18 protein-coding genes and 1 tRNA gene are annotated in these 20,111 nt (G+C 36.1%); 6 read left to right on the forward strand and 13 right to left on the reverse strand.

The genetic code is table 11. From position 1 onward, the window contains the following. Positions 1-98 precede the first annotated feature (98 nt). On the forward strand, positions 99-794 hold the full coding sequence (locus J2786_RS19615; RefSeq protein WP_047428036.1) for a hypothetical protein: 696 nt from the start codon (positions 99-101) through the stop codon (positions 792-794). 123 nt (positions 795-917) lie between these two features. Here the strand turns inward: J2786_RS19615 and J2786_RS19620 are convergent, their stop codons facing one another. The 4 genes from J2786_RS19620 to J2786_RS19635 all read right to left on the reverse strand — a co-directional run bounded on the left by J2786_RS19620 (position 918) and on the right by J2786_RS19635 (position 3,864). Then, positions 918-1,712 carry a DUF2490 domain-containing protein gene (locus J2786_RS19620; RefSeq protein WP_052186831.1) on the reverse strand — a complete coding sequence of 265 codons (795 nt, stop codon included), beginning with the start codon at positions 1,710-1,712 and terminating at the stop codon, positions 918-920. Between the two features lie 399 nt (positions 1,713-2,111). After that, positions 2,112-2,528, reverse strand: a complete 417-nt coding sequence (locus tag J2786_RS19625) for a hypothetical protein (RefSeq protein ID WP_047428034.1) — start codon at positions 2,526-2,528, stop codon at positions 2,112-2,114. Between the two features lie 177 nt (positions 2,529-2,705). Then, positions 2,706-2,792: transfer RNA gene (locus J2786_RS19630), tRNA-Ser, on the reverse strand. A gap of 55 nt (positions 2,793-2,847) precedes the next feature. Continuing rightward, complete coding sequence (locus J2786_RS19635) at positions 2,848-3,864, reverse strand: asparaginase (protein ID WP_142018714.1); 1,017 nt, start codon at positions 3,862-3,864, stop codon at positions 2,848-2,850. A 160-nt stretch (positions 3,865-4,024) separates the two neighbouring features. Between J2786_RS19635 and J2786_RS19640 the strand changes: the two genes are divergently transcribed. After that, on the forward strand, positions 4,025-4,705 hold the full coding sequence (locus J2786_RS19640) for a TrmH family RNA methyltransferase (RefSeq protein ID WP_047428028.1): 681 nt from the start codon (positions 4,025-4,027) through the stop codon (positions 4,703-4,705). Between the two features lie 48 nt (positions 4,706-4,753). Here the strand turns inward: J2786_RS19640 and J2786_RS19645 are convergent, their stop codons facing one another. From J2786_RS19645 to tsaD, 3 genes are read right to left on the reverse strand one after another with little or no spacing between them, the layout of a single operon-like run. Continuing rightward, positions 4,754-5,449: an RsmE family RNA methyltransferase gene (locus J2786_RS19645; RefSeq protein ID WP_047428025.1), complete on the reverse strand. Its 696-nt coding sequence runs from the start codon at positions 5,447-5,449 to the stop codon at positions 4,754-4,756. Beyond that, positions 5,446-5,841, reverse strand: a complete 396-nt coding sequence (locus J2786_RS19650; RefSeq protein WP_047428021.1) for a hypothetical protein — start codon at positions 5,839-5,841, stop codon at positions 5,446-5,448. Before J2786_RS19650 ends, J2786_RS19645 begins: the two co-directional genes overlap by 4 nt. Beyond that, positions 5,838-6,854: a tRNA (adenosine(37)-N6)-threonylcarbamoyltransferase complex transferase subunit TsaD gene (gene tsaD / locus J2786_RS19655; protein ID WP_047428019.1), complete on the reverse strand. Its 1,017-nt coding sequence runs from the start codon at positions 6,852-6,854 to the stop codon at positions 5,838-5,840. The genes J2786_RS19650 and tsaD overlap by 4 nt, the downstream gene beginning before the upstream one ends. Positions 6,855-6,858: 4 nt before the next feature. On the opposite strand from tsaD, the gene J2786_RS19660 reads away from it, so the two are divergent. The 3 genes from J2786_RS19660 to J2786_RS19670 all read left to right on the forward strand — a co-directional run bounded on the left by J2786_RS19660 (position 6,859) and on the right by J2786_RS19670 (position 12,701). Further along, positions 6,859-11,649: a translocation/assembly module TamB domain-containing protein gene (locus J2786_RS19660; RefSeq protein WP_047428017.1), complete on the forward strand. Its 4,791-nt coding sequence runs from the start codon at positions 6,859-6,861 to the stop codon at positions 11,647-11,649. 134 nt (positions 11,650-11,783) lie between these two features. Beyond that, positions 11,784-12,254 carry an Lrp/AsnC family transcriptional regulator gene (locus tag J2786_RS19665; protein WP_002984446.1) on the forward strand — a complete coding sequence of 157 codons (471 nt, stop codon included), beginning with the start codon at positions 11,784-11,786 and terminating at the stop codon, positions 12,252-12,254. A gap of 69 nt (positions 12,255-12,323) precedes the next feature. Continuing rightward, on the forward strand, positions 12,324-12,701 hold the full coding sequence (locus J2786_RS19670) for a hypothetical protein (RefSeq protein WP_047428015.1): 378 nt from the start codon (positions 12,324-12,326) through the stop codon (positions 12,699-12,701). A gap of 87 nt (positions 12,702-12,788) precedes the next feature. Here the strand turns inward: J2786_RS19670 and gwsS are convergent, their stop codons facing one another. From gwsS to J2786_RS19700, 6 genes are all read right to left on the reverse strand, one after another. Then, entirely contained in the window at positions 12,789-13,859 is a 1,071-nt protein-coding gene (gwsS, locus tag J2786_RS19675) for a grasp-with-spasm system SPASM domain peptide maturase (RefSeq protein WP_047428012.1), read from the reverse strand. A gap of 30 nt (positions 13,860-13,889) precedes the next feature. Then, on the reverse strand, positions 13,890-14,810 hold the full coding sequence (locus J2786_RS19680; protein WP_047428009.1) for a DUF6624 domain-containing protein: 921 nt from the start codon (positions 14,808-14,810) through the stop codon (positions 13,890-13,892). 175 nt (positions 14,811-14,985) lie between these two features. Next, positions 14,986-15,888, reverse strand: coding sequence for a grasp-with-spasm system ATP-grasp peptide maturase (gwsG, locus tag J2786_RS19685; protein ID WP_047428002.1), 903 nt, complete (start codon positions 15,886-15,888; stop codon positions 14,986-14,988). After that, positions 15,885-16,676 carry a hypothetical protein gene (locus J2786_RS19690; protein WP_156121345.1) on the reverse strand — a complete coding sequence of 264 codons (792 nt, stop codon included), beginning with the start codon at positions 16,674-16,676 and terminating at the stop codon, positions 15,885-15,887. The genes gwsG and J2786_RS19690 overlap by 4 nt, the downstream gene beginning before the upstream one ends. A gap of 126 nt (positions 16,677-16,802) precedes the next feature. Then, a complete protein-coding gene (locus J2786_RS19695; protein ID WP_047427997.1) occupies positions 16,803-17,012 on the reverse strand; it encodes a TIGR04139 family peptide modification target in 210 nt (69 codons plus the stop codon). Between the two features lie 617 nt (positions 17,013-17,629). Then, on the reverse strand, positions 17,630-19,480 hold the full coding sequence (locus tag J2786_RS19700) for a helix-turn-helix transcriptional regulator (protein WP_047427994.1): 1,851 nt from the start codon (positions 19,478-19,480) through the stop codon (positions 17,630-17,632). 237 nt (positions 19,481-19,717) lie between these two features. Between J2786_RS19700 and J2786_RS19705 the strand changes: the two genes are divergently transcribed. Next, positions 19,718-20,038, forward strand: coding sequence for a magnetosome magnetite crystal formation protein family (locus J2786_RS19705; protein ID WP_047427991.1), 321 nt, complete (start codon positions 19,718-19,720; stop codon positions 20,036-20,038). The last annotated feature ends 73 nt before the right edge of the window (positions 20,039-20,111 follow it).

The raw sequence follows: 20,111 nt of genomic DNA on the forward strand, positions 1-20,111 counted from the left end.
GGCTTAACAATCTTTCAAATCTTTTTTACAAAAAAAAATATTACGTCAAGTTTTGTCGCATTACGGATATAGCTTTGTCATATCAAAATTACAGAGCTATGGAATTGCCATTTTACTTAAACTTTAACGACTTTGAAAGCAATTATTACGATAACCTTGAAAAATGGTTTGAAGAATATCATAATACCAGCGAAACAGATTATCTGGAAGCGCTTGCTGAGCTTTACAGGCCCTATGTGTATTATAATTTTGCAGATGACACGCTAAAGCCGGATGCCTCCATTGAAGTGAAAGACTGCTTTTTCCCCTATCATGAAAAAATAGGAATCTCTTTCTGTATTGATAGTGAAAACGGAATTTCCCCATCCAACGGAATGAATCAGGTATTTGAATTTAAAAATATCTCCATGATGGAGTATGCCCAGCATATTCTGGATAAGATCAATAAATTCTGTTCAAAAAATACTCATGCTCTGGACGGAAATAAAAATATTCAGGACTATATTAATAATTACAGCATTATTACTTCAATGGAAGGAGTAGGGTACTGTATCAGCTACAATCGTCATCAGAAAGCAATACCTTTTTTAAAAGCTTATCTTCCGTATTATGGCCAGACCGTTAATATGGCAGTATACAGAGACTTTCTTTTTTCTGTTGTTCAGATTGCAGAATTTATAGATCAGAAATTAAAAACTGTGCATGCTTTTAAACAGACCATTTATGCACGCTCAAGAGCGGAAGCAAAATTCAACGTGCAGTTGAGCCGTCAGTTTCTGACTTTATGCAATTAAAATTTTACACCAAACATTCATACTTAATTATATTGCGGAAAACTTATGTTTTTCAACCAAAAATCCCGGTCAGTAATGATCGGGATTTTGTATTGTAATTGGATGAATACTTGCTTACGTGTATTATTTGCTTTTTTTATAAGGAATATTCCATACCAGATCTGCTGCCAGATAATGAACACCTCCATGATGAATACTTCTGCTGTCTCTGATCAGATTATCCATATATCCTATATCTACGGTAAAAGGAGAATTGGGAATTGTAAACATATAATACGCCGAAATACGCATTTCACGATATCCAAATGAACTCCATTCAGAATCCGGTTCGTTGAGATGGCTTATAGAAAACAGGGCTTCTGCACTCAAGGCCAGTTTCTGATTATTCTTAGGAGATAAATTATAGGTTAGCTGACTCTTGATCCGTGTTCTCAACTGAAAATCCTCTTCCACCTTGTGAAAGTCTGCATCAAAAAACTTCCTGAATTCCTGACGTATGGTGCTTTTAAGTTTCCATTTCCTGCCGAGATCAAAAGTATAGGCATATCTTCCGTAAATTCTGAATTCCTGTTCTGTACTTTCCTTATCATAAGGAGCTGTGCTTTCATACTGTGGCTGACGTCGGTAACTTAATGCATAACTATACTGCTGGTGTGGAGCAAAGGAATGATAAACTTCATGATTTAAAACAATGATCGCTTGCTTCGAAAACAGGTTATGGTCATCCAGACTGCTTTTTCTCCCGATGGCGACATAGCTCAATGCCTGTTTTTTACCCAAAGAATCAAGTTGTCGCTTCACTCCGAAGGCTCCCCAGAACGCATTGTTGGCATCTCCCAATCCAGGCGGACTGATCTGTGCTTTAAGCGATGTTCCTATACATCCCAATAAAAATAATCCTGCAAAAAATTTTTTCATGCTCAATAATGTGGATACCTGTTTTAGGGTTAATTTTAAATACCTGCGAAACCATAAGACGGATGAGAATACTGTTGATACGCAGAGAGAATCTTTCGTGATAGCAAAATTAGAGGCTTTGTCCATAGAATGTTTATTCAAAATCTTTTAATACTGTTTAAAAACAAGACAAAGTAAAGACCTGATTTAGGATAGAATTAGGAATAAAACTTTCTAAGAGGAAAAGTTAAAATTTATAATTGTGGACAAAATGTGGATAACTTGTTAATAGTTTGTGGAAAAGTGACTCTGTATTTATACATTAATGATGTAATGATTTGATTTTTATGGTATATAATAAATAGCCACAATATATACATACTGTGGCTATTTAGTTTTAAGGACTGTTTTATTTACATACTAGTTCTGTCTTACTCCGCACATAGCATCCCATGTGGTCCAGAAATGGGCATTGATAGCTCCGATAGGAGGATTTGTACTGTCCGCAACAATTCCTACCATAGACGCACAGTTGGAATTACAGCCTATTTCATTATGACTTCCGGCCTGAGGTGGAATCTGGCGCCATGTACCGGTAGATCCGCTTAATAATTCTACCCTAATTTCGAAGATTCCTGAAAGATTAGGAGTCTGAATCTGTTTAGTAGGATTTTCACTTGAGATGAAATCACTCCAGTCTCCCTGTGAAAAAGTTACACGCCATGTAGAAATCATTTTTGAGGTATCATTTTGTGGGGAAAGATACACCCAGAATTGTGCTCCGTTTCCAAGTACTAACTGACCTGAAGAATTTGCATTTACACTTGTTGATGTCATATTGGTTTGGTTTTTAGTTTGTTAGATTGTGTATCAAAGTAACGGAGAATAACAAATATGCTGTAGCGTATAAATTACCAATTATTAGAGTGAGTATAAATACCTATGAGAAAAGGTATCAAAATCTTAATCACAAAAAAGCCTGTGCTAATCATTCGCACAGGCTTTTGTTTCTTGCAGAGAGGAAGGGATTCGAACCCTCGATACAGTTACCCGTATACTACCTTTCCAGGGTAGCTCCTTCAACCACTCGGACACCTCTCTTTTTGAGATTGCAAAAATAGTGTATTTTCTGGAATATCCAAATTATTCTTACAAATTAATCTGTAATTTCTCCACAAAGACTTCTGGTGAAGTTATCGGCAAAGCTTCCGGAGTAACTTGGATTATCAATTAAGTGCATGGCTTTGGTAATCGCAGTTTCTGCAGTCATGTCTCTTCCGCTGATCGCTCCGATTCTGGAGAAAATATTACTGTTTTCATACTTTCCAAATGAGATACCCCCTGAAATACACTGGCTTACCACCACAATTTCGGTCCCGTTATCTCTGATTTCCTGAAGCGTTTCCTGAGTTTTTGCACTGCTGAAAATGGTCCCGGAACCAAAAACCTGAAGAATAAGAACCTTCATTTTAGGGATTTCCCTGAAGTGGCTCAGATGCATTCCCGGAAAAATTCTCCAGAATAAAATATCTTCGGAAATATGTTCATCCACGTGAAACTCTACTGTGGGATCACAACGGAACAGGTTATCTTTAATAATATTCAAATGAACTCCGGACTGTCCGAGAATAGGGTAATTCGGACTTGAATAGGCATCAAAATACTCAGCAGAATATTTCAACGTTCTGTTTCCTCTTAATAATTTATATTCAAAGTAAATGGCCACCTCCTGAATGACTGCTTCATCATTTTCATAAAGGCTGGCGTAATAAAGGCTGGTCAGAAGATTTTCCTTGGCATCCGTTCTCAGATCACCAATCGGAAGCTGAGAGCCTGTCATAATGACAGGTTTTCTTAATCCTTTTAGCATGAAACTTAATGCTGATGCGGTATAAGACATCGTATCCGTTCCGTGAAGGATCAGGAAACCATCGTAGTCATCGTAATTTTTGTGAATATAATTAGCGATAACCCTCCATTCCTCAGGTCCCATATCCGAAGAATCCAGTGGTTTGGCAAAAGGATGAACAAAGACTTCGCATTCCATAAGCCTCATTTCAGGCATCTTTTCGAATATATTTCCAAAATCAAAGGCACGGAGACTTCCGGTTTCGTAATCTTTTTCCATTCCGATGGTTCCACCGGTATAGATGAGCAGGACTTTTCGCTTCATGTACTAATTTTAATTAAGAATTGGAGCCCGATTAGGGTTCATAGGTCAAAATTACGTTAATTTGCAAAGATTTGAAAATGAATGAAACGCTTATCGTAAAATTTTATGAAAATATGATGAGAAGAGCGGCGTTTTATAGGGCTATTGAAAAAATAACTAAATGCGGATGAAAGACTTAACGCAAACTTTTGAATATTTAAAACAGTTTTTAACCGAAGAAAGACTCCAGAAAATTGAACATTTTTCCCGAGAAAGTTCAGATTTTGTACTTCCGGTAGTAGAAGATATCTACCAGTTTAGAAATGCAGCTGCCATTGTACGTTCTGTGGAAGCCTGTGGTTTCCATAAAGTAGTGGCTTTGCAGGAAGAATACAGTTTTGAACCTAATCTTCGTGTAACAAAAGGAGCAGATACCTGGGTTGAGGTAGAAAAACTTCCCCGAAATATGGAATCTTTCCGGAGTATTAAAGACCGGGGATATAAAATAGTGGTTGTTTCACTGGAAAAGAACGCTAAAATGTTACCTGAGTATGAAATAACAGAACCCATTGCTTTGGTTTTCGGAACTGAAATGGAGGGCGTTTCCCAGGAGATTTTAGATTTTGCCGACGAGACACTGGCTATTCCTATGTATGGTTTTACCAGAAGTTTCAACGTTTCTGTAGCTGCATCCATTTGTATGTATGAACTGAAACAAAAGCTGATAAAGTCTGGGATTGATTATAAACTGAATGAAGAAAAACTTTTAAGGATGCAAATCCTTTGGGCAGTAAATTCAATAAGAAGCGGGCAGCAGATTTTTGAAAAATACCTGAAAGAGAATAATATTGACTGGAAATAAGATTCAGAAATAAAAAAGAGAAGATTCAATGTCTTCTCTTTTTGGTTTTTATATCATATTATAATAATTCCAGGCTGCTACAAAAACGCCGGCTGTTTCCGTTCTGAGTCTTTGATTTCCGAGTGAGACTGCTCTCACTTTATTTTCTGCCAGAAAAGCAATCTCCTTTTCAGAAAAATCACCTTCAGGGCCTATTAAAAAGGTAAGTTGCTGCAGTTGTGGAATATTTTTAAGATCAATTCTTTCCAGATTCTCATGGCAGTGCGCTACAAAAGTATGTTCCGGATCAATATTTTTCAGAAAATCACTTAGTTTTACAGCATCGTTGATCACCGGAAAATGAAATCTCAGGCTTTGTTTAGATGCTGCAACAGCTTGTTTCCTGATTTTATCGATGTTGATGTTTTTGCGCTCTGTTTTCTCAGTAACAATAATGCTTATTTCCGAGATACCCATTTCCACTGCTTTTTCCACAAAGAATTCGATTCTGTCAATATTCTTCGTAGGAGCAATCGCGATATGAAGCTTAGGGTTGAATTCCGGCAGGTTTTCTTTGATCTCAGAAACTTCAATTCCGGCTTTCTTGCCTTCTATAACAAGTTTTCCGGATGCCAGTTTTCCACTTCCATCCGTCACATGAATATTTTCTCCATCTCTCATGCGAAGAACTTTCACGATATGCTGCTGTTCCTCATCATTGATGATAACTTTCTGATCTGTTATTTCTCCGTAAAATAGTTTCATATATCCTGGCTTATAAATGCAACTCCTGTTTTGATGGTGGTGTAGATGTCCGTATCGCACTCCCTGTAAGAACACATGTATATTTCTTCTATCCAGATATTATTAATGAAAATCAGATTTAAATATTCCTGTTTTCTCAAATTATTTTTAATAGATAAATAATCTCCTTCCTTTGGCGTGTAGGGAAAACTAAAAAGATGTTCAGAATTAATTAGTTTTAAAACTTCATCTTTGATATCCTGAATATATCCTGTCTCAGAGCTTGATGGAAAATAATCTAAAGAAACTTCTGAATTATCATTTTTTCCTGTAATAGTCTCCAGTATCCAGTAATATTTGGAATTCTTTTTAGAATGAGTTCCCAGTACTTTTTCTTCTAAGAGTATTTTCATAAATCGTATTTTGCCGTTGCGGAAGTTCTTAAATCGGTAAATTCTCCACGCTCAAACTTCAGTTTTGCTACCATGGCAATCATGGCTGCATTGTCTGTCGTATATTCAAATTTGGGAATATAAATACTCCAGCCCAGTCTTTCTTTGTTGTCTTCCATTGCTTTTCGCAGCGCAGAATTGGCAGATACACCTCCAGCAATCGCCACCTGATTTACATGGAGATCTTTGGCAGCTTTTTCAAGCTTATTCATCAGAATTTCAATAATTGATTTCTGTACGGAAGCACAAAGGTCATTAAGATTTTCCTTAATAAAATCCGGGTTTTTTCTGACTTCTTTCTGAATGAAATACAATACGGAAGTTTTAATGCCGCTGAAAGAATAATCGTAGTTTTCCAGCTTCGGTTTGTTGAATGTAAAAGCATCAGGATTTCCTTCTTTGGCAAGCCTGTCAATGATTGGTCCGGCCGGGTAATCAAGGTCAAAAATCTTTCCGATTTTATCAAAAGCTTCTCCTGCGGCATCATCGATAGTTTTGCCGATGATTTCCATATCAAAATAGTTTTTCACCAATACAATCATGGTATGTCCACCGCTTACGGTAAGGCATAAAAACGGAAAAGTAGGCGGCACAGGATTTGCATCTTCGATGAAATGGGCCAGAATGTGGGCTTGAAGGTGATTTACTTCTATTAAAGGTACATTCAGGCTCATAGCCAAAGACTTAGCAAATGATGTTCCTACAAGAAGAGATCCTAAAAGTCCCGGTCCGCGAGTAAATCCTATAGCAGAGATAGCATTTTGTTGTATATTTGCTTTAGAAAAAGATTTTTCAACAACGGGGATAATATTTTGCTGATGGGCTCGTGAAGCCAATTCAGGGACAACGCCGCCATATTCTTTGTGGATGGCCTGGTTCGCGGCAATGTTTGAAAGAATAGAATTTCCCTTGATGATAGCTGCTGAGGTGTCGTCACAGGACGATTCAATACCTAAAATTATAGAGTCGCTCATAATAATGGCAAAGTTAGAGAATAATAACGAGAATGAGAATAAAAAATCAGTAGCTGAAAACCTAGGGGATCAGGTACAGAAAACTGTTGAAAATGTAGAGGGAAAAGTACGGGAAACAGTGAAAGAAGCGTCTGAGCTTGCTTCGGATGCCATACACCATCCTGTGGAAACCGCTGAAGAGTTTGGGAAACAGGCTGTAAAGGACGTTACCAGCTACACATGGTGGGCAAAACTTCTCTTGATTCTCTTTTGGCTGGGAATTTTCCTGGTGGGTGGAGTGCTTGTTGCCATCAATCTTCCAGTAACCAAAAGATGGGCAGCTGATCAGGCTCTAAAACTTGTTAATAATGATTTTAAATCTGATTTTTCTACAGAAAGTGTAGATGTCAATTACTTCGGTGATGTGACAATAAAAGGTTTAAAAGTAAAAGACTATAAAGGATTTAATTTTATTACAGCCCGCGAGTTTCGTGCCGATTCAGACTGGATTTCTCTGGCAGTAAATGCCATCTCGGGAAGCAGCAATTCTCTAAGCTTTAATTCACTGGCTCTTGTGAATGCCGATGTAAAGGTGATTACTTATAAAGGGGACAGTATATCCAATTTTGTCAGATTTGTAGACCTCTTCGACAACGGGAAGAAAAGAGACCCTAAGAAACCTCCTTTTCAACTAAATTCCAGAATTCAGATCATTGATTCTAAAGTTTCCATTGTTAATGAAAACTCTCCCGGAGAACAGGGAAAATGGCTTACCGCAACAAAATTCAACTTAAAAGCACCTAACGTAAAAGTCAACGGACCAAATGTTTCGGCGTTGATCAATAATATGTCATTTGTAACTTCAAGGTGGGGGAAATCTCACTTTGTGGATACGTTTTCAACAGAACTGTCTCTAACGAAGCAGTTTTTGTCATTAAAAGACCTTACCCTGAATACAGACCATACTTTACTTCAGGGAGATATCAAATTTAATCTTCATGACGGATCCTGGGCAGATTTTGCAGACAAAGTACGTTGGGACATGAATATTCAGCAGGGAAGTCAGCTAAGCGGATATGATATCAGTTATTTTGTAACCAACTGGGATAATATCAAACCTTTCAATCTCTCTGGGGTTATGACTGGTCCGTTGAACAAATTTCATCTTGAAAATTTTCTGATCAGAAACCCTGATGTGAATATTGCCACCAAAACAATGAAGGTTAATAATTTACTGAAAGGGAATTTTGCTATTGAAACGAAAGATCTTTCCACAGATTTTACCTACAAAGATTTAAAAGCGATGATGCCTTCTTTCATCTCTAAAAAGATGAAGAACTTTGCAGATGATTTTGGAAAACTGAAGTACAATGGAACGGCAAAAGTGAATCCGGATCAGATCTATGTGGATAATGGTAACTTAATGACAGGAATCGGCCAGGCGAAAATTTCCAAACTTACCCTCACAGGCTACAGTACTGCAATGCCAAAATATTCCGGTTATCTGGATGTGAAAGACCTTAATACCTCTGTCATTACAAAGAATAAAGCAGTAGGTTTAATTTCCGGTAAATTTGACCTTAACGGGCAAAGCTTTGATGTTAATACCATGCGTCTGACGACAAAATCACAGATTACAAGCGTTGAGATTATGGATAAAACAATCAATAATCTGTATCTGGACGGTTTATTGGATCATAAAAAATATAACGGACTCATCACTGTTAATGATGAACAGGCAAAAGTTACAGTCAAAGGATTGATCGATTTCAGTACTTCAAGAATCGCTATGGATGTGAATGCTGATGTCACTTATCTGAACATGAATTATTTCACCAATAAACCCGGTACTCAGGTAGTAAGTGGGCAGGTTGAGGGTAAAATGGCCATGTCTTCTATTAATGATCTTACTTTGGATGTGAATGCCAATAACCTTCACTTTGCTACAGCTACCCAAAAATACAATATTCCGAATGCCAGGTTAAAAACATTTGTTGAAGCGGGCGGCCGTGTGATTGATGTAGATGCTCCGGGAGCTGCTACCGGTAAAATTTCAGGAAAATACAATCTTGCAGATCTTGCCGGGATGGTAGAAAATGGAGTAGGGAAAATATTGGTAGGTCCACCTCCGAGAAAATTGTACCGCGGACAGAACTTTGCGTTGAAGTTCGATGTTCAGCAGGGATTAGTCAATTATTTCTTGCCCGAATTGAGATTGCCGCAAGGAGCTCTTGTAGAAGGTGAATATGATGGGAACTCAAACAATCTGATTCTGAATCTCGATGCGGCGTCTTTAAAATATATTATGACCAAGGAGGAAGAAATTACAGACGCTGATCAGGCGCTGGCATCCTCCAATCCTGATTATAAAATTAATGACCGTAAGAATCTCAGCAGAGACAGTGCGATGGTAGATAGTGTTAAAATTAGAATTAACACAGGTGACCTTAACCAGCAGTTGTATGCGAAGATCAACAGAGTCATTTATAATAAAAATGTGATCAAAGATTTTGAGCTTAAAGGGAATAATGAAAATGGAAATACACTTCATTTGGCCACTGTATTTAAGCATGGAAGTCCTGATGATGAGATCAATGAAAAGCTTAAAGAATATGCCATCAATGTAGATCAGTCTACGGATGCTGCGGGTGATTATGTATTCAGGTTTGAACCTACCGAGGTAAAATTCAATGAAGTTACCTGGGCGATCGATACAAGTCCTGAACTAAATCACTCTATTACCTACAGAAAGAAAACCGGTGATTTTGATATCAGGAATCTGAGGGTGTATTCTGATAAAAGTGCTCTGTTTATTAAAGAAGCACAGTTTAAATCAGCAAAAGACTTTTATGTAGATGCAGATATCAATGATTTTGCGGTAGAAAAACTTCTGGAAATGCAGTCCGGAGGAAATACCATGGATATTAAAGGTCTTGCGAACGGAAGTGTTAAGATCAAAATGGATAAAAGTACACTTCAGCCGCTGGTAGATCTTAACATTGATGATATTAAGATGAATGGCAATGATATGGGAGATATCTCTATTTCTGCCACCAACGGTTTCTCACTGAATGTGTATGATATTGATGTAAAAGTCCACTCTGCCGGAGTACTTGGAAACAACAGCCTTAATCTGACGGGAACCGTTAATAACAATACCTCTTCGCCGATTATTGATCTTACCGCAGAAATGCGTGATTTTGATCTGGCATTTACGCAGCAGTTTGTGCAGACTATTTTTGGAAATCTTCGTGGAAAAGCTACCGGAGATCTTAAAATCAACGGAAAGCTCAGCAATCTGGATTATAGCGGGGATATTGCTTTAAAAGATTTTGGATTAAAACTTTTATTTACCGGGGTGGATTATGCATTTGATGATACTGTAATTCAGCTCACCAAAGGGCTTGCCATCCTCAATAATATTGAAGTACATGACGGGAGAACCAATTCCAAAGGGAATATCTCCGGGGCGATTCAGTTTGAAACCCTTTCTTCAATGGGGGTATCTCTCGTAATGAGAGCAGACAACCTGTTGATGCTGAATACCACACAGAAAGATTTTGACCTGTTCTGGGGAAGAGTTTATGGACAGGGAGATCTGTACGTAGACGGACCTGTTTCAGGATTAAGCATAACAACGCCTAATATGAAGGCACTTAACGGAAGTACCTTTACCTTTAATTCCAGCTCCACTTCCAATGTGGAAGAATTTAAAATGCTGAGGTTCCTGAAAGAAGGAAAAGACGGGCTGATTACCCTGGAAGAAAAGAAAAAGACAGGAGCCAATATGAACATTGACTTTAATCTGGCTGTAGATAAAGGAACTACTGTAAATGTACTGGTAGGGGATGATGTAGGTAATATTACGGTAAAAGGATCTGCTGATCCGTTGAGATTCCATATGAACAGACAGGGGAATATTGCCATGAGCGGTACCTATAAAGTAGATAACGGAACATTCGTTTCTAAGGCTATTCTTAATAAAACCTTCCAGATTGAAAGAAACAGCAGTATCAGATGGGATGGAGATGCCATGAAGCCTATGCTGGATATTAATGCGAACTACATCAGAATGGTATCCAATGCTGGGGAATACCTTAGTATGGGGAAACTACAGCCTATCAGTATTTTGCTGCAGGCCCATATTACCCAGTCGTTGGTAGACCCGCAGATTGATCTTAATGTGACGGCAATGGATGTATCCAGCCAGGTAAGAGAAACCCTAGCTGCAAAAATGAGCCAGGAAGGAGAGAAAGTGCTCCAGTTCGGATCTGTATTGCTGTTGAGCACCTTCAACGTATCCAATACAGGTGGATTCGATGTAAATGTAGGAAATGTAGCGGAATCATCAGGATATAATATGCTTCTGAAGCAGTTGGGATCTGTTCTTAATACAATGAGTAATGAATTCCAGATTGACCTTAATTATGTGAAAGGAGATCAGAACTCGAATTTTGGAGACAGAGCCAATGCGGGAGTGAGTGTAGCCCTTTCCCCAAGAGTCAATATCAAGACCGGTTTGGGTATTCCGTTATCAAAAACAGATGGTGCACAAAACAATTACCTTTCCACGGAAGGTTCTGTAGAATATGATTTGTCTAAAAAGAATGACGGTTCATTGGTTATACGTGCTTATTCCAAGCCTACAAACATCGGAATGGTGAGTACAAACGGTTCTGCAAATCAAGCCTATGGCGGAGGGGTAGTGTGGAGTAAAAGCTTCAATTCTTTGTTTAAAAAGAAGAAAAAAGACAAAAAAACTTCAGACGCGAAAGGTGAAATAAAAACAGATTCTATAAAATCAAATGGTAAATAATTAGAATATTTTAATGATTTTTATCATCTGTGTTAATTATTGTTAATATTTGATATATATTTTTTAGTTAAATTATTTTTCGTAAATTTGCAAAAAATACATAGATTTTTTAAAGAAATTGTAATTTAACTAATATGAACTATCAACTGGACGAAATAGACAAGAAAATTCTTGATTTCTTAGTAGAAAACACAAGAATGCCTTTTACTGAAATTGCAAAGCAGATGGATGTTTCTGCTGGAACAATTCACGTAAGAGTGAAAAAGATGGAAGATGCAGGTATTATTTTGGGATCATCTCTTAACATCGATTATGGTAAGCTGGATTATCACTTTACAGCTTTCATAGGTATCCTTTTGACAAAATCCAACCGTACTCAGGAAGTATTGAAAGAATTGTCAACAATTCCTAACGTAATCGAGGCTAGCGTTATTTCCGGAAAATATAATATTTTCTGTAAAGTAAGAGCGAAGAATACTGATGATGCTAAAAGAATTATTTACCAGATCGACGACATTCAGGATGTAATGAGAACTGAAAGTATGATCTCTATGGAGGAATTCTTAAGTGACAAAAACAGACTGATCAACGCAATCTCTGTGTAAGTCAAATTTTAAACGAATAATTATAAAAGAACTTATGAAATCTCTCATAAGTTCTTTATTTTTGTAGGTATGGAAGAATACAGCTATTTTGACGAAGACCCAAAGAAAGGATGGGGATTTATACTGGCATTTGCAGCCTTGATGTTGTTTACTGTAATGGGACTTGGTATCGATGTGGATGAATATCTGCAGCATGAATACCTTCAGATTCCAAGGTGGTACTTCTATGTGATTTTTTCTATTGATGTACTGATGATGATAGGGCTGGTGCTGATGTTCTTTTACAGAAAAGCAGGAATTTTTATGTTTCCGGCTTTACTGGTGCTGCATTTCTTTATGCACAATTACTACCTGTCTACATTCTTGTATACAGATGTTACCAATCTTTTCCTGTTTACAGGCTTCGGAATGCTTGCCATTATCCCGAAATGGAAGTTTTTTAAATAAAGCGTAACTAAATACAATAAGATAACAAACCGCTTTTAAATTCAATTTAAAAGCGGTTTTCAATTAAAACAAGAACAATGAAAAAAATTATCTCAGTTCCAGGGAATTAAAAATTTCTTGTTTTAAAGGATTTTTTGACCAGTCTTCCCACACTGCTGTGTATGGATTATAACCACATTTTAGCGGTTTTGATCTATTGATACCTTTTATGTCTTTAAGGGCATTTTCAGTGTATGCCCTGCAGTCTGTGCAGACATAACGGAACTCACAGTCTTTGCAAATTTCAATTTGGTCTTTGGTAAGGTTCCAGTATTTTTTGAAATCAGGTTGATTAACTGCATCTTCAAGACTGTGTTTATGGATGTTTCCAAAGCTTTCACTCATAAGCGGACAGTTTTTGATGTCACCGTTTCTGTCAATGCCTATCTTTTTATACAGGCAGGAGTTGTGGTTAACGGCTTCGATCACCTTAGTAATGTTGGTGTTGAAATACCTCAGTTCCACTTTTCCACACGCCGATATCTTCAGGTCATCTTTTACAAAGTGTAATGAGAATCGATATTCATCTTTAGCTTTGAACGGAGGTTTGGGACTATTATAAAAAATGAGACTGTATATTCTGACCGTATTTTGTTGAAGAGCCTGTATAAAAGAAAGGTTGACTTCCTGATGAAACGGAGAGAAAATTTCTATTCCTGATATCACAGAGGTTTTAAAAATTTCATCAATTTCTATACAATCTTTTAACGGTAAAGGTTTCAAGCTGTATATCACCAAATGCTTAATCCCAAGATTTTCTATTGACGGATATATCTTCTTTATAATCCCGATATCTTCCATTTCGATAAAGAGATTAGTGATAGCACTTGGTTCGTGATATTCATAAGAAAGAGGGGGAAAGTTCCTATCCCAATCACTCTCGGTAATAAAACCATATTCCTTTTCCAACAGAAGATTGATGTAGTTCTGAACAATTTCTTTAGATTCTTCATCATAACTTGTCATCATGGCTTCAATAGAATTGGTTTTCAGTTCTACTATAATCTCGTATAGCTCCAGCGGATACAGTTCCGATACATTTCTCTGTAGATCCGAAATGAGAACTCTGCTGGCTCCTTTGGTGATGAGGATTGCTGAGAATAGATTGAAGTATTTCATAAGCTATGTGAAGTTGGGAAGTGATCAGCATCAATTTTTATTTTTGATTTTTTTGAAGAAATCTTTTGTAATCAACTGTGCGTGATTTAAGCTTGGAAGCCCTATGCTTTTGCGATTACGATTAACGGTAGCAGAATCTTTTATATTTTCATATCCTTGATAAACGCCATAAGTATAAGGTACTTTGTGGTGTAAATTATTTCTATCTACCATAGCAGCGTAGTCCCGTGGGGGACATTCTCCAGATTTTACATACTCTAATAGTTTTATTTTCAAATATTGGTAATGCTCTTCATAGTCAGCCATGTGAAGTAACAGCGGTCCCGAGGGCATAAAAAAATCACCATTCGTTAAACCTATTTTTTGCATGTCAGGAAATCCATAGTTCTCAAACATCCATTTTAAGAGTTCAGCATTCTTCTTGTCATTTTTATTGATATCTGCATAATTTAGATTAATACGGCTATTTTGATCACGTTTAAACGCAACTGTAAAAGAATCTACAAGTTTTTGATTAAGTCCCCTTTCCCATTCCTCAACTTTCAATTCTATTTCCTGCCTGCCAATACCATATTTTTGATAGAGTTGTATGAAGCTGGAGTCTTGCTTTTTATATTCCCAATTAGGTGCAACTAATGGAATAAGCTTGTAAAGACTTTTTTTTCCTCCGAAATTTTTGTGATGTTGATCTGCAAGCTTTATGTAATTTTCATATTCCTCCCTCCGTTCCTGGTTTTTGGGCTTGTATTTTCGAAATAATTTTCGGTACTGCTTTATAGCTTCGTTAGGCTGATGTGTGACACGGTAAATACTGTCAATTTCGTTTACCTTGTTATAGTATAAAATATAATTTCGATTTTTGCAGGCGGATAGAAATAAGCAAAGAATCAAACAATTTATATACGTTAAATGAATGTCTTTATTTTGTGTTTTTATATTAAAATATCTCATAATAATCTTACAAGAGGTTTTGTAGGTTTCATTGTCATCAAATAATCGGTTTGATATTGTATAGTAATAACATAATTAATCTTATGGCTATCTTGAATTTCAGCTGAAGCATCTCTGAAATTTTCTATATACTTTAGAGTTAGAGGTAACTTATTTCGTTCTTTGTATTTCTTTTTCATAAATATTCTGCTATTTCTTTTTCCAGTGTGTAATTACAAATTGCGGATAATCCTAAAAAGTGACCAACCGGGTTGATTTCTAAGAAATAAAAATCATTTTTGGCTTTTATAAAATCGAGTGAACCACAGTTGATATCAAGTTCTTGCATAAGGATATGTATTTTTTCTTCAATCTCTCTTGGAAGATTATATCTAACATTCCGATTCGGAACTTCGTGATTATATTTTCTATGATCAAGTTGAGTCTTCTTATCATTTTGAGAAAAAATAGCAGTAGCCCAGATTTTGCCATGAAGATAAAAGGCCCGCACTTCAAAATCTTTTTCAATCATTTCCTGAAAAAAGGTAATAAAGAAATTTTCCCTTTCCTTTTCTGTAATAAGTGAAGTATACAAAATACCTTCAGAAAAGTCACCTACAGATTTTAGTATTATACTCTCAGCAATAGATTTAGTAATAGTTTTATTCACAATTAGTTGGTCTGTGTTTTCTGCTAAGTAGTATTTCGGGACTTTCAAACCTATGTTTTTGGCCTGTTCAAGTACCAGAAGTTTATTTAAATGGCTGTTGCTTTGTTTATTAATATGTCTTTTTGTTTCAAGCATTTTTATTACATAATCTTCAAGCCAATATTGAGTTTCATTCATGTAAGAATTAATGGAAGGGTTGTCATATTCTTTTCTCATAAATTGTAACCCTACTCTTCGATACCAAACACTGGTAATATCTTCAATGAAAAAACAATTTCTTTGACTTTGTAAAAGGAGTTTGTTTTGATATACTTTTATTTCAAAAATGTCATCTTCATGTACACGAATAAAAGCTTTATCCAATGCTTTGAGCCACTTAATGACTTCATTTGTTGTTGTTTCCTGATTAGCGGAAAGAATAAGAATCATTTTTTCTTAGATTTATCTTTTCTGATTTTAGATGAATGTTTAATACTGGGAAGACCAATGCTTTTACGGTTGTGGTTAATCCGGACAGAATCCAGATTATTGTTCCGTAAGCTGTACCGTACAGCAGTATTTCTATAGTAATCATAGGTATCAGACATTAAGGCATATTCTTGAGGAGAACAATGGCCTGATTTTACATACTCGAATAATTTTTTTCTGAATTCAGGATATTTTTTTGAGGCAATCATATGGCTCAACAACGTAGGCATAGCTATGAAAACGTCATTGTTTCCAAACTTACCTATTTTTTGCCCATCAGGAAACCCATAATGTTCAAATGTCCAGAAAAAAAGATCTGCATTTTTTTCAATATTCTTATTTACAAGGGCTATATTTTCGGGTCTTCCTTCCTGATCACGGATCATTGCAATACTAAAGGAGTCTACGAGTCTTTTATTCAGGTTTTTTTTCCAGTCGGCTACTTTTTGGTTAACTTCCAGGCTGTCTATTCCATATTTCCTGCAGAGCGGATAAAGTTTCTTATAGGCATTACGATAAGGAGCGATCAATGTAATAAGTTTGTATAGACTCTTTTTTCCACCAAAGTTTTTATGGTACTGATCTGCAAGTTTAATGTAGGTTTTGTATTCTTCACTAAGCTCCTGGTTTTTAGGTTCATACTTCTGAAACAATTTTTTGAATTTTTTTATGGCTTTTTCAGGTTTATTAGCCATTCGGTAAATACTGTCAATTTCATTTACTTTGTTGTAATAAGTAATGTAATTCAATTCCCGATTTCTACATGATAAGAAAGAAATTAAAATAAATAACAGGATATAATAAATATATTGTTTCATAATCTTGTAAAGAAGTTATCATTAATAGGAAAAAAGGAGGGCAAGGCCCTCCATAAATTAGTCTGCTGTTAATGTTGGGTTGCATACAGTAATTCTACCTATATATGTACCTCCTGGGCCTGTATAGGTATCATATTCCTCACAGCCTTCTCCAACAGAAATGTTAGATTTAACATTATAGGTGCCTCCTTGAATTGTTTTAAGATTTTTCAGTTTTTTGTTTTCCAAAGAAGAGAAGTCTCTCTTCATTCCATTTAATTTTTTCATGTGTGTAATTTTTAATTGTTTTTATATAAATCATTTGTGTCAAATTAACCCTGACCTGGGTGAATAATTCTACCTATTTATCATGCACTGTACACTTGCATTTTAAATTTGAAGAATATATTTCATCAACGTTGATGGGATAAAACTATAAATATTTAGATCCCTTTGTAGGGATAAAATGTGTAAATGATTTGTATTTTGCTTTGTGTACAAATGCAAATTTTACTCTGAATGGGAGCTGGGCTTTGGTGAAATATCTGGAATACGAAAAAGTATAAATTACATATTAACCAAAAAAAGAAAACCACAGGCTTTAACAGGAGGTTGTACGGTAATATTTTCTATTGTACAATACCAGAAGATAAGTGATTTAAGTCTGGAAATAAGATATTGAATTACTTGTTTTGGATACTATTTGTATGCTTCTTGTGATTTGTTTGTTTTAAAATCCAGTTTTTTAATCCGAAAATGGTGTAAGCATTTTATCAATTTTTGTAGAAAACCTTGGGTTTTTAAAATTTGGAGACGAACAAATGAACCTCCGATAGTAAAAATAAAGCTTTTCAACATGAGGTTAAAAAGCTTTTAATTTGAAATAGAAATAAAATAGGAGTTGTTTACTCAGAAAATACTCCCTGGAAAAAAGATTCTAAGGCGGTATTTTCATCCAGTCCGAATTTCTTTTTCAGGCGGTATTTGGTCATTCTTACACTCTTGGGTTCTACATTGAGGAGATTGGCAATTTGTTTTGTATCCATTCCCAGGTAGATATAAGCGCAGTATTTCAAATCCAGAGGAGTGAGTTTTTGCTGGGCTTTCTCACTGATACTTTTAAAGAAATCAGGATGCAGTTCCTGAATGGTGAATCTGATCTTTTCGAAATCATTATCAACACGGTTTTCTCCCTTTACCACCTGATGGATATTAATATCTGTATCCGAAAGCCGGGTTTGAAGCTGCTGTAGTACTTTATTTTTATGCTGAATATGCAGCTGGCTGGCTAAGACTTCACTTTGGAGTTTTTGCTGCTGAAGGGTAAGAAGTTCCTGCTCTGCCTTTAATCTGGCCTGTTCTTCCTCCTGAAGTTTAATCTGCATTTCTGCTTCATGCTTTTCTGTATCAAGCTTATTTTCTCTTTCTATCGAATACCGCAGCTTAAAATGATAAGAACGGAACATAAAGAATGCTCCAATCAATCCGATAATTCCCAGCCCGATATAAAGGAGTTTTTCTTTTTTTAAACTAGCCGTTTTTTCAGTAAGAGATCTGAGTTCAGATTCTTTTTTTTGAGACTGATACTGAGCTTCCAGTCTTTTGGAGGCTTCAGCCTGGCTTTCATCAAAGAGAAGATTGCTGTATTCTGTTACTTTTGTCTCGTACTCATAAGCTTTCTGGTAGTTTTTCTGTTTTGCATACAGCTCTGCAAGATTTTTTACCACATTGATCATCACACGGTAATAAACAGGCTGCTGGGTAAGAAGAATCTGTTCTGCTTTTAAAAGATACTGCTCTGATAAAGCATCATTTCTGTCCCGTGAAGCCAGACTGCTCAAAACACCAAGCGCACCTGCCTGCATACTCTGATTAAGAGTTGTGTGCTGGGTAAGGTTCAGGATTTCGTGTGCGTTATTCTGAATTTCCTCACGAATTTCCGGAGTCATAACCGGATAGCCCAGATAATAGTTTATAAGATTCAGCAATGCCATTGCATGTACATGGGCTGAGACATGACCAGGAAATTGATAATACAGGCCAACAGCTTTCTTGCACATCTCTATGACGGGTTTCAGATCTTGTAAGTTTCCACTTTTCTCATATTGAAAGGAGTAGCAGACAGCCAGTGCCGAATAGGTAGAACTGAGTAAATTTTTGTTTCCCGCTTTTTCAGCAAGTTCTATGGATTTTTTGGCATATTTGGTGGCATTCTCAGCATCGTTCCACTCCGTATAAATTCCATAAAGAAGATAATTGAGCTTTGCGTTTAATAAGATTTCAGAAGGTTGTTTTTCAACGATCGGAAGAATTTTCTGAGTAAGCTTGATTGTATTTTCCAGTTCACCAAGAGCATTCCGGTAGGAGATATTCAGATAACTGGCATATAATTCGGCTGTTTTATTATTACTTTTCTGAACAATTTCATTGGCAAGATCGATGATAGGGGGAATTTTATTATAGTCAGACTGGTTAAGCTTAATAATTCCTTTTTGGGTAAGGGCTTTTACCTCTTCTGCATAATTTTGTTCCTTTTTAGCCAGTTCCAGTTGTTGCTGTACATATTTTTCGGCTGTAGCATATTGATCACTTACTCTGTAATATTCAGTAAGCTCATTGTAAATCCTGAACTTTTCTGCCGTTGAAATATGATCTTTGTTCAACTGGCTTTTAAGGCCATTAACAAGTGTATTCTGTGCGGGGTATAAGGTGCAGATAAAAAGTATACAATATAAAAGTGAGTACTTTAGTTTCATAGGGTGAAAGTACAAAAATTGTAGACACCTGTCAATTCCCTACATAAAAAGAAAAAATGGTGTCTGATTTTATTGTATTGAAAATCAGTGTTTTATTTGTTTTTGTAGACGTTTTGTAGTCATGTGTGATCTGGGTTGAAGATATTTTGTAGTTGCAAAAAATAAGGCCGTGATGTTTTTCTGTTGCAATTTTGGATCAGAGAAAATCAAAGAATATTAATTTAAAATTTTACAGTTATGGACAACAAAACATTATCAATTCTTTCTTACATCACTCTTATTGGATGGTTAATTTCCTTTGTTATGGGAAAAGAAAAGTCAAACGGCCTTTTAAAATACCATCTGAAACAATCATTAGGATTAATCCTTTTCTCTATTGTATTATCTATCATTCTTAATGTTCTGTTATTGATGACGAAAATTGGAATTCTGGGGATATTCGGTTTCATTCCTCTGATACTGATGATTACCGGAATTATTAATGCCGCCAATGATGTTGAAAAACCTTTACCATTGATCGGAAAAATGTTTGAAGATAAATTTTCTTTCATTGGATAGTGTCTGATGAGGAACCGATACAAAAGATCATTTTTGAAGATAATTAAATGAAGCCGATGTAAAATTCTTAAGA

Origin of the sequence: Chryseobacterium vietnamense, from assembly GCF_031454475.1 — a bacterium.
Taxonomy (GTDB): domain Bacteria; phylum Bacteroidota; class Bacteroidia; order Flavobacteriales; family Weeksellaceae; genus Chryseobacterium; species Chryseobacterium vietnamense.